The organism is Bremerella volcania (genome assembly GCF_007748115.1).
In the GTDB taxonomy this organism is placed as follows: Bacteria; Planctomycetota; Planctomycetia; order Pirellulales; family Pirellulaceae; genus Bremerella; species Bremerella volcania.
Genome location: NZ_CP036289.1, coordinates 4,555,063 through 4,568,499, shown reverse-complemented (window position 1 = coordinate 4,568,499; position 13,437 = coordinate 4,555,063). Strand labels below are relative to the sequence as shown.

Below are 13,437 nucleotides of genomic sequence, written 5' to 3'. Positions count from 1 at the left end.
ATTCTAGTTGTCGACGAGGTCGCAACGGGTATGGACGGAGAAAGGGGTGGCGAACTGGCGGTTCAGTGCCTGATATAGGAATTGTGGCAAGTTCACAGCGTCCACTGCTTTTAATGCCTGTTTATTAGGCTTTCCTGCCAACTCTTTGGCAGAAAAGCTTTCTGGGGAAAAGACTTAATTCTGAGTCAAGAGTGCTCTCCCCACATATTTGCCTAGGTCGGATGCTTGTGTACTGGTTGCGACTGCCAACCAAAATTTCTGTCGGCAGAACCGTTGTCATGCAAGATAGGTCGGACAAGGACGTTCTTAGGTCAACTCGGAAGTTCCCCCTCCGCAGCATGGATCTATGCCGCTTACCAAGTGGCGATGCTGCCGGGGGAGAGATGAAGTCGTACTGTTCCAAGGCGAGTGTGAATCCCATTGTAGTGAATAACTTTGTATAAATATTCATAAAATTCATCATAATATGACTGCTCAAATCGATCAACTTGTAGAAGAGATGCGTTGTCAGTATCGGCTAAATCTTTCAGTCGTTGACGAAAGATTCTTGGCGATGCGTTACAAGCGAGACCTTGAAATAACGGTCGAGTTTCAAGAAGACCTGCCCATGGGATGCATCGTCGCCCGAATCGGGCACCTCCAAGGCGAGTTCGAATCGGCTGCCCGATTTATGCTGCGAAAGGACAACGTCGATCGGCTTGGCCGGCTTCACCATCTTGTCTGGTGTAGCAATACGCAAGCGATTTCCCTTCGCGGACCACTGCCAACGCAGTATCTCAATGCCCAGCGCTTTCTCGAAGAACTGGGGGTCTTTGCCGAGTGCGCCCTGGAGCTTCGCGAACAAATTCAGCGGATCGGAAGAGGGTTCTGTCAAGACGAAGCCAATAACCACGAGCAAGCAAGCATGCTTCCCCTTGGTTCCTTTGTTTAGTCACTCAATATCTTCGGCAGCATTGCCATTCCTATATCAAAACGGTAGCCAGCATGTCCCATTTTTTTAACGACGACGTAAAGAATAATTCGACTTACATATCCTTGCCCCAATCGGAGGTTGACGATCTTGACGACGTGGGATGCGATCTCAACGCGAGTGATTGGGACATGTCCCCGCTGGATGATCATCAGAGCCAGACGCCGATGCAATCCATGGGTTCTCCACAAGGTTCTCTCCAAGTCGATGCCAACGACGTCGCCACCAACTTGGCGTCAAACAATGACGACATGCCCACCGGCAGCGATTTTGTTGCACCATCCACTCAGAATTTGAGTGTGAACGCCACCACCGACCCCAATGGAAATGGGGCGAGCATTTCTCTCCTCTCGAACAGCAACGAGCATAAGAGCGTCGACGACACGATCGATCTCAATAGCGACAACCTGAATGGGAACGGCCCGGCCAGCAGCAACCTTAACATGAATGGCCTTGGTAATAACCAGGCAAACCGTCATGGAACGCTACCACAAAATGCTTCTGCACCGTCGCTCGATACCCCATTGCCGTCACCTTCCGTCTCCCAATTCCAACTGAGTAAAGACGCAGGGAAACGGGCAAAGAAGTACAAGGAAGTGGCACTAATCCTGAATGGCTATAGCATGCCCACTGCGCGATCACTTGATCGACTTAACCAATGTTACCTGCAGAATGATGCCGAGACGGTTAACAACTTGTTCGATTTCAAACGGGCAGGGGGGACGACTGATACGCAGAAGAAAATGGCACGCGCAGCGATTCTTGGCATGATTGCACAAGGTTCACCCTTGGATGAAATCTCTGCCGCGAGAGACGCCATGGTTGCCGCTTTCAATGACGGTGATTCCGCAGACAAAGAGAATGTCGCGAAAGCAATCAAAGAGATTCTCTTTGAAGCTGGCAACAGCAACGTCAACATCCTGATGAACCTTCGAGAAGATCCGAGGTTACCCCAGTTGGGTCCGACCGCTTTTGCGGGATCGAATCGTTTGATAAGACAGCACGAAAAACTTGAGTCTCAGCTAGAAAATTTGTGGATGGATTATCGAGAGCATCAAAGAGATCAAAGCAATGAAGTAGCAAGCATCAAGAGTAACGCAATAGGCAGGATATTCGAACAATCCGCCCCCCTCGACCGAGCACATGCTGACTTGCGCGATTTCTTAGGCAGCGTCAACAATAATAATCAAGCCTTGCCAGTACCTGTACGCAATGCCCTCGCGCGGTTTGATAACGAACTCAACGGATTGAGCAACGAGCAAAAGGATGTATTGAAATATTGTTCAGGCGACCAAGGGGCACAAGCCGGCCGTGACTCAGCATTTCCCAATCTTTTGGGGCTCTGCGTCTTTCTGGAACATAAGAGGAATCAATTGGACCTGCCCCATAATTTTTTCCAGGCAGCGGGAGAGGTCTATAACGCTCTTACTAACAACCAAGCAGATAGAGACGCCAGACTACAAGACACTGTGGAGCGGTACGCCAACACGCATCGCGGGCAGGTGTTCCGCAATGGGTTAGCCCAGGAAATGGCTCCAGAACTTCACAAACTGCAGCAGGAAAGCATCCAGATGCATACCCAGGTGCAGGCCAAGGACCAGCAAATCAGAAACCAAATGAACGATGTAGAAAACCGATTTACTGGAGTTCGAGCACGAGAAAACGCCACCCTGTTCGGACAAGGAGGAACCTTGTCACCGTACTCAAACGTGTTCAACGACATCGTCGGCAACGGAAGCAACGCGGGTAATCGTAACATCACAGAGGGACTTCAGGCTATTATCCCTTTCCTTCGCGCTAGGAATGAAAGCCGAGTGATGCTGGTCGATCGTCTTTCTCGGCTTGACAGCACGGAAAAGCAGAGATTGAACCAGCTATGGCAACTACCCAACTTTCGAGCGGTTGATGCGAGTGTTAACCAGGAAGAACGTAAATCAAATATCCGTTCGATCCTAGCGGCTCACATCCTCAGTACCCAACCGAAGAATGCAAATGGTGGCATTAGCGATCAGAGTTTTCAAGCTCTTGAAAAGCTTGAGGTTAGTTTAGGTGGATTGAACATCGCTCATCTTCAAGTTGAGATAGAGAAACTAAATAGATAAGCGTGATATCCTAACCAAGCCGCTATTACGACACTTTTGCTAACAATGACGTGGTAAGTCTGTGAAAGCAACCGTCGGGAACGATACCCAAATGGGTTCGCACAAGCCCGAAACCCTTTACGCTCATGTGATTCTGGGTTTAAAAAAAGCCCGCCGAAGATTGCTCCTCGGCGGGCTTTTCTATTTCGTGCGGTACTAAAGTCGGTTTAGTACATGTCGTCGTGGCTGTGGCCACCCTTCTTGTCGGCCTTTGGCTTCTCAGCGATCAAAGCATCGCTGGTCAGCAGCAAGGTGGCGACCGAAGCGGCGTTGGCCAGGGCGGTCTTGGTGACCTTGGCTGGGTCGATGACGCCTGACTTGACCAGGTCTTCGTAGGTGTCGGTCAGAGCGTTGTAGCCCTGGTTGCCCTTCGAGTCCAAGATCTTTTCGCAGATGATGCTGCCATCCTTACCAGCGTTGGCGGCGATCGTGGTGATCGGAGCACGGCAAGCGCGGATGACGATGTTGAAGCCGATTTCTTCATCGTGCGACAAGCCGTCTGGCTTGACCTTCGACGAAGCACGCAGCAGAGCCACGCCACCACCTGGCAGAATGCCTTCCGCGGCAGCGGCACGGGTCGCGTGCAGGGCGTCTTCGACGCGGGCCTTCTTTTCCTTCATTTCGCTTTCGGTCGCCGCACCGACGTTAACCTTAGCGACGCCGCCGGCGAGCTTCGCCAGACGTTCTTCCAGCTTTTCCTTGTCGTAGTCGCTGGTCGAGTTGTCGATTTCGCGACGGATCTGAGCGATGCGATCCTTGATGTTCTGGGTATCGCCGGCACCTTCGATGATCGTCGTGTTGTCCTTGTCGATGATCACCTTCTTGGCACGACCGAGTTCGGCCAGACCGAGGTTTTCCAGCTTGATGCCCAGGCTTTCGAAGATGGCCGTACCACCGGTCAGGATGGCAATGTCTTCCATCATGGCCTTGCGGCGGTCGCCGTAGCCAGGAGCCTTGACGGCGGCACAAACGAACGTGCCACGCAGACGGTTGATGACCAGCGTTGCCAAAGCTTCGCCGTCGACGTCTTCGGCGATGATCAACAGAGGCTTGCTCTGCTGAACGACCGCTTCCAGAACCGGAACCAGATCCTTGATGTTACTGATCTTCTTTTCAAAGACCAGAACGTAGGCGTCTTCCAATTCGACCTGCATGCTGGTCGGGTTGGTGACGAAGTAAGGGGAGAGATAACCGCGATCGAACTGCATCCCTTCCACCCATTCGACTTCGGTGGCAAGCGACTTGCCTTCGTCGACGGTGATGACGCCGTCCTTACCGACCTTTTCCATGGCGTCGGCCAGCAGCTCGCCGATTTCGCGATCGTTGTTCGAAGCGATGGCACCCACGTTGGCCATCTCTTCCTTCTTCTTGATCGGAATCGACATGCCGTTCAGTTCGGCGGTGATGGCGTTGACGGCCTTTTCGATACCGGCCTTCATTTGAATCGGGTTCACGCCGGCAACCACGGCCTTCAAACCTTCGTTGAAGATCGCTTCTGCCATCAGCGTGGCGGTCGTCGTACCGTCACCAGCGACGTCGCTCGTCTTGCTGGCAACTTCACGAACCATCTGGGCGCCCATGTTTTCGTAGACGTCTTCCAGTTCGATTTCCTTGGCCACGGTTACGCCGTCCTTGGTGACGGTCGGGCTGCCGAAGGATTTCTGGATGATGACGTTACGACCCTTGGGGCCGAGGGTCGTTTTGACGGCTTTCGCCAACTTGGATACGCCGCGACGGATGGCTTCGCGTGCTTCCTGATCAAAGGCGATGATCTTTGCCATCGATGGTTTCTCCTAAATGTTTCGATTCGTCTGAGATTGTATACGAGAATGAATGCCTAAGAGGCGACTTCTAGCCTTCGATGACGGCCAAAATGTCGTCTTCTCGAAGCAGGATGACTTCGTCGTCGCCGACGGTGAAAGTGTCGCTACCGGCGTACATGCTGAAAACGACTTTGTCCCCTTCTTTGACTTGCAGCGGGCTGCGGCTGCCATCGTCCAGCAGACGACCGCTGCCTACGCTCACGACCACGCCACGCGATGGCTTGTTCTTGGCCGTTTCTGGCAGGAAGATCCCGCCCGAGGTCTTTTCTTCCAGCTCGTCGCGACGAACGACAACGCGATCGCCCAGGGGCTGCAAACGCTGCTTGGTGCTCGAAGCCTTCTTTTTCGTAGCCGTTGCCATGTGAATGCCTTCCTCCAGAAAACTAGGGGCTTATGTCTCCTGACTCCAGGAGACGCCGATGCGGGATATGAACGGTTGGCTTGTCCGTGCCACGGTTAGTCTGAACCGAGCCCGACTGCCATTGTTGCGCGAACAATTGCGTGAGGGCTCAATCTTGCAATTGGCGTGCCAGAAAGTGTCTATCGCGCCGTAAGGTGTTTTTGTGTAACGGTTTGCGTGCAAATAAATTCGCTACGCGTCGGCCAGAAATGGCGGTCAGAGGGGCGTCTGCCATTATGACAGAAAAAAAGGCCGTCCCTGATCGGGGACGGCCTTCGGCTGACTATATGTGCCGCTTATGGGCTATTGAGGCAATTCGCCGGCGCCTAGAGCGGAGCCGATAATGTTCAGGATCACGCTACCGACAATCGCCCCCGTCCAGATCAGCATTAGCTGGCTGGCGTTGTACTTGCCTGCGTTGATCCAGCCCATCACAAACGCGATCAGACCGCCAATACCGCAGAAAATCGTCACGATGCAAATGATACCCAGTGTCGAATCATCGTTCTGAAACATTTTGACAATGATCAGGATGAAACAGACGAGGCTTACGATGCCTAGGATGGCGGCTAAGCCGAGAAACAAAAATGCCATGATGTAGACTCCCCCATTAGACTGACGAAAGCACGTTTCAACCTGAAACGTCATTTAAGAAAGTGTTGTACCAGCAAGAGTTAGCCACAATCAAGTGTTTTCCGCAAGCTTTGCCTAGGGATTTAAGAAGAACTGATGCGAAAGTTCGTTCCCAGGTCGTATAGCTCCCACAATCGGAACAAATTCACATGCTGCTAGCGCCCCCGCTGACCCCGATCGGAGATTGCCCAAAACAGCAGTTCGAAAAACAATTCCAGTAGGCAGCCTGCAAACTCGAACATCAGACCAAGTGATTCCATGGCATGTCCCTTATGAATGACCAGATGGTAGTCATTCGGTGGCAAGGAACCAATCTTGGCGGGGATGTGAGATTTAGTGGAAGTAGCCTTCGGCCTGTAACTGAATCAACGCGTAGGCCACTGCGAACATGCATTGGGCAAGCGAGATCGCCGTCCAGAAGCCCATCAGCCGCATTGCATCGTACTTGGCCACGTTCATCCAGCCGGCGACGAACCCTAGAAAGACGCCCACTCCTGAACAGAAGGTCAGCAGCAGCGTGAGCCCGGCCAGACCGACGTCCTCGTAGTAAAACATCTTCACGAGGACCATAATGAAGCAGACGATATTGACCGCCCCGAGCAGCCAGCAAAGGCCCAACAGAATCAGCGCGATACCTTCCATTGAATGTCTCTCCCCCAAGAGCGCTTTTAGCGAACGCTCCCCATTGAAACATTCGGCTTTAGCTATCTAGGTTGCGGGAAGTGCGCAGTCAAACCGTTTTCGCCAAATTCTAGCGAAAGAGAGGCGGGAATTACGGCTCTGGGATGACAACTGCCCCCAACAATGCCAATAAGATCTGAGCAGCGATCGCGCCGGTCCAAATCAGCATGACCTTCTTGGCATCGTACTTGCCAACGTCCACCCAGCCGAAGATGAATGCGATCAGACCGCCCAAGCCGCAAAAGACCATGACTATGCATAGGACCGGTAGCATGACCTCCTCGGCCTGAAACATCAAGTAGATGATCAGACAGAAGCACACCACATTGACCAGGCCTGCCGCGATCATCATAAGGCCCAGGATTGCGGTAAAGATTTCCAGCATGCGATTTCCCTAAACCCGAATCGTCTTCCCCTTCGCCACGGAGTCGGCCTGCTTCTGGCAAAGCACCAGGGCATCGACCGCCAGTTCGCCACCGAGGATGTCGGACGGTTTGCCTTCTTCGATGCTCTTCTGAGCTTCCTTCAACTCGGCGGCGAACGAATCGACCGGGTCTCCCCCTTTGAGCTTCGGTTGCTTTGACTTCCCTTTCTTGGGCAGTACGGTTAGCGGCATCGATAGCACCGGGGCATCGTCGATCACGGCGAAGTCCATCAGCAGCGTGGCGTCTTCGTAGTGGATCTCGAATCCATGCGTAAAGCTGCGAGCAACCTGATGCAGCACGCCACTGGTGGCGGTGACCACATAGCTTTGATTGGCGAAACCGAACTGCGTGGTGCAGTACTCGACGCAATCTCCCCGCATGCGGCCGCTGCTGGTTACGCTGGTTGGCATGCCGAACATCAAGCGAATGAAGTGGGCATCGTGAATGTGCAGGTCCAATAAGGGACCGCCGACCTTCTCCAGATTGTAGAAGTCGGGGATCCAGGTCGGGTCGTTGATCAAACGCTTGAAGTGCCCACCCAGTAGCTTGCCAAGCTTACCACTACGGGCCGCTTCCAAGGCGAAATTGAACTCGGCAAAGAACGGCAGCACATGGGCGGTCAGCAGCAGTTTGCCACTCTTCTCGGCGGCTTTCTGCATCCGCTTGGCGGCGGCGGGGCTCAGGGCGATCGGCTTTTCGACCAGGACGTGCTTGCCAGCTTTAAACGCCGCGATCGTGGCTTCCTCATGCAGGGCAGGGGGGAGGCAGATATCGACCATGTCGATCGAGTCGTCGGCCAATAGCTCGTCCAAGGTGGCACAGACGTTCATCTTCGAAACATCAATCTGCTCGCCGGCTGGACCGAAGTTGCCTTTGATGCCTCGCCAATCTCCCTTTTGCTTTTTGGCATCTCGCGAGCAGAAACCGGCTATGCTCATTCCTCGCACCTTCTGGTAAGCGAGGTAATGAATCCAGCTCATAAATCCGACGCCAACGATGCCAACTTTGATCATGGTGTTTCTCTCGCGCGGGTGGGAAGTGGGAATGGTTTTACGACGAGTGCGGAATTCTATGTCCCCTCTGCCCCGAGTACAGGAGCGAGGGGACAGGATGATTGTCCTAGTAAATACTAAGAAGCGATTCGATGCACGTGTCAGCGTCAAAAAAACGTCTTGCGAAAACTTACGGCTTAGACGCTGCAGGTCTTTTCAAAACGTGGAAACGCATCGTCCCACATCGTGGGATTCTTCGGCTCGTAGGTCACCACCGGGAAACTGTTACGGATCACTTCGCGTCCCTCGGCCAGGCTGCCTATGTCGCCTGAGGCAACCGCTTGCAGCATGAGATTACCGATCGCGGTCGCTTCGACCGGCCCGGCAACCACCTGGCAGTTGCATGCGTCGGCGGCCATCTGACACAGCAGCTGATTCTGCGTTCCACCACCCACGATGTGAATGGTATCGATTTGGGTACCGGTCAGGTCTTGCAGCTTGCGATGCACCACGCGGTAACGCATGGCCAGGCTTTCCAGCACGCAGCGAATGACTGCACCATCGGCCTCAGGCACAATTTGACCAGTACGCTTGCAGAAGTCGCGAAGCTGGGCCGGCATGTCCTGCGGCGCGGCAAAGTCGGGATGGTCTGGGTTCACGAATGAAGCCAGCGGCGTGGCTTCCTGCGACATGCGAACCAGGTCGGAGTAGCCGTACTCGTGGCCCCCTTGCTTCCAAATGCGGCGGCATTCCTGCACCAGCCACAGTCCGGCAATGTTTTTCAGCAGACGCGTCGTCCCATAGACGCCCCCTTCGTTGGTGTAGTTAAACTCGGCGCACTGCTTGTTAATGATCGGATGAGGCGTTTCGACACCCATCAACGACCATGTTCCGCTGGAGATGTAGCACCAGTTGGGCATCTGCCCTGGCGAACTCTTCGCCGGCACGGCCACCACGGCCGAAGCCGTATCGTGCGTACCTGGCCGCACCACTTTAGTTCCACTGAGACCAATCTGTTCGAGCACCGTTTCGCGAAGCGGACCGACGACGGTGCCTGGGTCGACGATGTCGCCGAAGATGTGCCCTGGTAGATCGAAGCCGTCAATCAGCTTCTGAGACCACTCTTTGGTCACCGGGTTGAACAACTGCGTGGTAGTGGCGTTGGTTAGCTCGTTTCCTTTTTCCCCAGTCAGCAGCCAGTGGAACATGTCCGGCATCATCAGAAAGCGTTGTGCCGCGTCCAGGATTGAACTATTGGCCTCACGCATGGCGATCAATTGGTACAGCGTATTGATCTCCATGAACTGAAGACCGGTCTCGGCGAAGATCGCTTCGCGGCTAACCTTAGCAAACGCGCGCTCGAAGATGCCATTGGTGCGCGGATCGCGATAGTGATACGGATTACCCAGTAGTTCGTCGTTGCGTCCCAGAAGGGCAAAGTCGACCCCCCACGTATCGACGCCAATGCTGCTGATGTCTCGGCCAAACTTCGTACCGGCAGCCGTCAGGCCGTCTTTGATGTTCTGCCAGAGCTTTAACAGATCCCAGTGCAAATGTCCTGCGAAGGCAACGGGGCCATTCTCGAAACGATGGACTTCCTCGAGTTCCAGCTTGGTACCATCGAATCGGCCACCGAGAACTCGACCACTGGAAGCGCCCAGATCGACGGCGAGGTAGGTCTTGTTGGACATAGTTGAACTTTTTAGTGCAGATGCAGGATTGGGTGAACCGTATTATCAGAGACAGGCAGACAAGGGGGTAACGCCTGTTCCGAGGGAAGTGGGATTGCAGTTTAATAGACGCAAGCGGCGTCAACAATCAGCGTTTTCCAGGTAGTTTCCTCGGAAAGTCCCCGCTTGCCCAATCGCTAAAATAGACGTGTCCGCTTAAAACTAATGGCTGTCCGATCGAAACAAAAACGACCATGAATCACGCACCTTCGCCTTTGGCCTCCGGGGTTATTGCCTGTGCAACCGCTTGAAATCCTGGCACTCAACCTGATCGTTATCCTGGCAGCAGGCTTCGTATCTGGTGCGTTTTGTCGCTATTACCACGTTTCGACGATCGTGGGTTACCTGGTGGTTGGGGCCATCATCGGCGACGGCGGACTGCAGATCTTGCATACCGAAAACCACGATCTGAAACATCTCGCGGAAATGGGGGCGTTGTTCCTCCTGTTTTCGATTGGGACTGAAATCTCGTGGGAAGAACTGAAGCACGTCGGGCCTTGGATCCTGGTCGCCGGCTTCATTCAACTGATCGCCGTCAGTGTGCCGGCCAGTTTGTTGTTCGCGTTGATAGGGATTCCCTGGCAAGGGGCCGCGCTGTTGGGGGCTGCCGTGGCGCTTAGTTCCACGGTGCTCGTATTCCGCGCGCTGCACGAGCTGAACGTGGCTTCCTCGCCGGCTGGTATCCGCAGCGTCGGGATTTTGCTGTTTCAAGATATGGCGATCGTTCCCCTGATGCTGGCCGTTCCTCTGCTGGCCGCGACCGGCGAGAACTCCAGCTTCGAGTTCATCCGCCTGGCGATCGTATCCCTTTTGTTCGTCACCACGATCCCGGTCCTGGCGTTCGTGACCCATCGTTTTGCATTGCCGTTGTTCTCGATGCTTCGTAGTCGTGAGCTTCTGCTGCTGTTCGCATTGGCATTGCTGGGTGGCGGCTGTTTCGTGGCTCATATGCTGGGTCTGCCGGCGGCATTCGGCGCTTTTGGAGCGGGGCTGATCCTCGGCGGAAATCGCTTCACGCAGCAGGTCGATGCCCTGACGCTTCCGTTTCGCGAAAGTTTCGCGGCCGTGTTCTTCATCTCGCTGGGTGGTTTGCTTGATATTCAGGCCCTCTTACGCGATCCGATGCTGGTGCTGATCGGTTTCCCGTTGATCGTCGCCGTGAAGACCTTGGGGGCGGCCTTGGCACTGAAACTTTCCGGGATGAACTGGAGGGTGGCATTGTTAATGGGACTGGGATTGTCGCAGGTTGGCGAATTGAGCTTTCTGCTGCTGTCCGAAGGGATGGAATCCCAACTGATCGACGAAACGCATTACAACCAGATGCTGGTGCTGGCGATCGGCACGATGATCCTGACCCCAGGCTTGATCAAATGGGGCGTTCGAAAACTTCGAGACGAAACGGCCCTGCACACCAAGAAGGAAGAGAAGCCGATCGAGGCTCGCGAGCAAATTCGCGAAGCGGTCATCATCGGCGTGGGACCGGTTGCCCGGCAGGTCGCTTCGCGGATCGAAACCTCCGGCGCCGATGTCCGTTTCATTGACCTGAACTCAGTGAATACCTACCCCCTGATTCAAGCCGGTTTCCGAGCGGTCACCGGCGATGCAACCAAACGCAAGACGCTGGAAGAAGCCGAGATCGCCCACGCCAACCTGGCGTTGGTCGCCGTGCCGGATGACGAAGCATCCGTTCAGATCGTCAAGTCGATCCGCTCCATGAATCGCCACTGCACCATCCTGGCCCGCTGCCGCTATCAGCGGAATCGAGAACGTCTGCACCTGGTGGGTGCCGATTACGTGACCGACGAAGAATCGCAAACGGCTCTGCAACTGATCGGGATGATTGAGAAGCTGGCCGAGAGTGAGTCGTTCTAAGTGGTTGGCTTTTCGCGACCAGCTTCGTTTTCAGTAAGAGGATGGCGTGCGCCAGTCCCATTGAAAACGGAACACTGAAAACTTCAAACTCCCCCACCATCCTCATAACCGTCATAAATCGACCTGAAGTTCGCTACGGGCCGTAACCGATGAAATCTTTCAGCATCGAACCCATTGTTGACTAAGTTGGTCATAATAGTTAACAATGATCCCATAGGAAGCATAACCTATGTCCGTAACTAGCCTTACCTCGGTGGTCCCGATTGAAGTGAATGCCATGTCGGCCGGTGAAGTAACTCCCCAGCAGCAAACAACTTCCGAAATGCTACAGCCTACGCCAGAGCTTATGGCCGAGTTGGCCGAGGCCTCCGCGCGGCTCGAGTCGGCCACGCCGGAAGAGATCATCCGCTGGGGGGCTGAGCGTTTCGGCATGAAGCTCACCATGGGAACCGCCTTTGGGCCGGAAGGGTGCGTAATTCTTTACCTCCTTTCCCAGATTGCCCCTCAGACCCCGGTTTTCAACCTCGATACAGGCTACCAGTTTCAGGAAACGCTCGACGTTCGCGATCAGATTCGCGAGAAGTTCGGCATCGACGTCGAACTGCTGAAACCGGAGCATACGGTCGAAGAGTACGAACAAATCCACGGTGGCCCGCTCTATAAAACGAATCCCACGCAGTGCTGCTTTGATCGCAAGATCAAAGTCCTCAAGCGGGGTGCCGAAGGCAAGCATGCCTGGATCAGTGCGATTCGCCGCGATCAGAGCGAAGACCGAGCCAAGGCCAGCATCGTCGGCTGGGATAAGAAGTTCGGCCTGGTGAAGATCAACCCGCTGGCCAACCAGACCAAGAGCTGGGTTTGGCGAATGATCACCGAACATGGCATTCCGTACAACGTGCTGCACGACCAAGGCTACACCAGCGTCGGCTGCTGGCCGTGCACGCGAGCCGTGCTGGCGGGCGAAGATGAACGTGCCGGTCGTTGGAGCGGCACCGCCAAGACCGAGTGCGGTTTGCACACGATGGAAGACGATAGCCCCAACGCGTAGGCAGCCATGACAGTCTCGGCGAAAACCGAATACGCGTGCATCGCGATGATCCAGTTGGCAGCCCGGTATGAATCGGGTCAACCGGCTCGCCTGCGCGAGATCGTCGAGGCCCAGGGCATTCCCCAGCCGTTTCTCGTGCAGATCATGGCCCAGCTCAAAGCGGCCGGCCTGGTGCTGACCTCGCGCGGTGCTGCCGGCGGCTATCGGTTAGCGTACGCCCCGGATCGCATCAGCCTGGCCGATATTTTTCAGGTCATCGAAGGCAGCGGCGACCAGACCGAATCGAACCTGCAAAAGCCAACGCCCGCCACTGAAGCGCTGTGCGGCGTGTGGGGGCAAATCTGCCAGGCACGCACCAAGATCCTCGAAGAGGTTACACTAGCGAACCTGGCGGCACGCGTCGCCGAACAACCCGACGAAATGTTCTACATCTAGGAGGGGTCTCGATGGACTCTCAATTAGTCCCTAAAGAGTGGCTCACCGCGCCCACGACGCTGCAAGAGATCATGGCTACCTGTAACAACGAAGATCCGCAAGTCGCGGCGGTGGCCAATCATTACCTCAACCAGGCAGCCCCTCTGTTTCAGCAAATGCAGCCGGGGGATGAACTATGGAATTACTCGTCCCCCAGCGACGACTGGGCCAACAACCGCGGCAACGCAGGTCTCGCCATCGTGCGCGATGGGGAACTGATAGACAGTATGTGCATGGTGCGTAACTAA

At 54.8% G+C, this 13,437-nt stretch carries 13 protein-coding genes; 5 read left to right on the top strand and 8 right to left on the bottom strand.

What is annotated here, in order from left to right; genetic code table 11:
* Nucleotides 1–526: 526 nt before the first annotated feature.
* Nucleotides 527–892: a hypothetical protein gene (locus Pan97_RS26325; RefSeq protein ID WP_165698832.1), complete on the bottom strand. Its 366-nt coding sequence runs from the start codon at nucleotides 890–892 to the stop codon at nucleotides 527–529.
* Between the two features lie 92 nt (nucleotides 893–984).
* Between Pan97_RS26325 and Pan97_RS18100 the strand changes: the two genes are divergently transcribed.
* Nucleotides 985–3,072, top strand: a complete 2,088-nt coding sequence (locus tag Pan97_RS18100) for a hypothetical protein (RefSeq protein WP_144974985.1) — start codon at nucleotides 985–987, stop codon at nucleotides 3,070–3,072.
* A 206-nt stretch (nucleotides 3,073–3,278) separates the two neighbouring features.
* On the opposite strand, the gene groL is transcribed toward Pan97_RS18100, so the two are convergent.
* The 7 genes from groL to Pan97_RS18065 form a co-directional block, all read right to left on the bottom strand.
* Nucleotides 3,279–4,892, bottom strand: coding sequence for a chaperonin GroEL (groL, locus tag Pan97_RS18095; protein ID WP_144974983.1), 1,614 nt, complete (start codon nucleotides 4,890–4,892; stop codon nucleotides 3,279–3,281).
* Nucleotides 4,893–4,962: 70 nt separating this feature from the next.
* Complete coding sequence (locus Pan97_RS18090) at nucleotides 4,963–5,295, bottom strand: co-chaperone GroES (protein ID WP_144974981.1); 333 nt, start codon at nucleotides 5,293–5,295, stop codon at nucleotides 4,963–4,965.
* Nucleotides 5,296–5,637: 342 nt separating this feature from the next.
* The gene (locus tag Pan97_RS18085) at nucleotides 5,638–5,928 is read right to left on the bottom strand and encodes a hypothetical protein (protein WP_144974979.1); all 291 of its coding nucleotides are present in this window, start codon (nucleotides 5,926–5,928) and stop codon (nucleotides 5,638–5,640) included.
* A 372-nt stretch (nucleotides 5,929–6,300) separates the two neighbouring features.
* Nucleotides 6,301–6,609: a hypothetical protein gene (locus Pan97_RS18080; protein WP_144974977.1), complete on the bottom strand. Its 309-nt coding sequence runs from the start codon at nucleotides 6,607–6,609 to the stop codon at nucleotides 6,301–6,303.
* 130 nt (nucleotides 6,610–6,739) lie between these two features.
* Nucleotides 6,740–7,033 carry a hypothetical protein gene (locus Pan97_RS18075; RefSeq protein ID WP_144974975.1) on the bottom strand — a complete coding sequence of 98 codons (294 nt, stop codon included), beginning with the start codon at nucleotides 7,031–7,033 and terminating at the stop codon, nucleotides 6,740–6,742.
* Nucleotides 7,034–7,042: 9 nt separating this feature from the next.
* Complete coding sequence (locus tag Pan97_RS18070; protein ID WP_144974973.1) at nucleotides 7,043–8,086, bottom strand: Gfo/Idh/MocA family protein; 1,044 nt, start codon at nucleotides 8,084–8,086, stop codon at nucleotides 7,043–7,045.
* Nucleotides 8,087–8,262: 176 nt separating this feature from the next.
* Nucleotides 8,263–9,756, bottom strand: a complete 1,494-nt coding sequence (locus Pan97_RS18065) for a rhamnulokinase (protein ID WP_144974971.1) — start codon at nucleotides 9,754–9,756, stop codon at nucleotides 8,263–8,265.
* Nucleotides 9,757–10,032: 276 nt separating this feature from the next.
* Here Pan97_RS18065 and Pan97_RS18060 point away from each other — a divergent pair, with 276 nt between their 5' ends.
* From Pan97_RS18060 to Pan97_RS18045, 4 genes are all read left to right on the top strand, one after another.
* Nucleotides 10,033–11,667, top strand: coding sequence for a cation:proton antiporter (locus Pan97_RS18060; RefSeq protein WP_144974969.1), 1,635 nt, complete (start codon nucleotides 10,033–10,035; stop codon nucleotides 11,665–11,667).
* A gap of 229 nt (nucleotides 11,668–11,896) precedes the next feature.
* The gene (locus tag Pan97_RS18055; protein ID WP_144974966.1) at nucleotides 11,897–12,715 is read left to right on the top strand and encodes a phosphoadenylyl-sulfate reductase; all 819 of its coding nucleotides are present in this window, start codon (nucleotides 11,897–11,899) and stop codon (nucleotides 12,713–12,715) included.
* Between the two features lie 6 nt (nucleotides 12,716–12,721).
* Nucleotides 12,722–13,150: an RrF2 family transcriptional regulator gene (locus Pan97_RS18050; protein WP_144974964.1), complete on the top strand. Its 429-nt coding sequence runs from the start codon at nucleotides 12,722–12,724 to the stop codon at nucleotides 13,148–13,150.
* Nucleotides 13,151–13,161: 11 nt separating this feature from the next.
* Entirely contained in the window at nucleotides 13,162–13,437 is a 276-nt protein-coding gene (locus tag Pan97_RS18045) for a hypothetical protein (RefSeq protein ID WP_144974962.1), read from the top strand.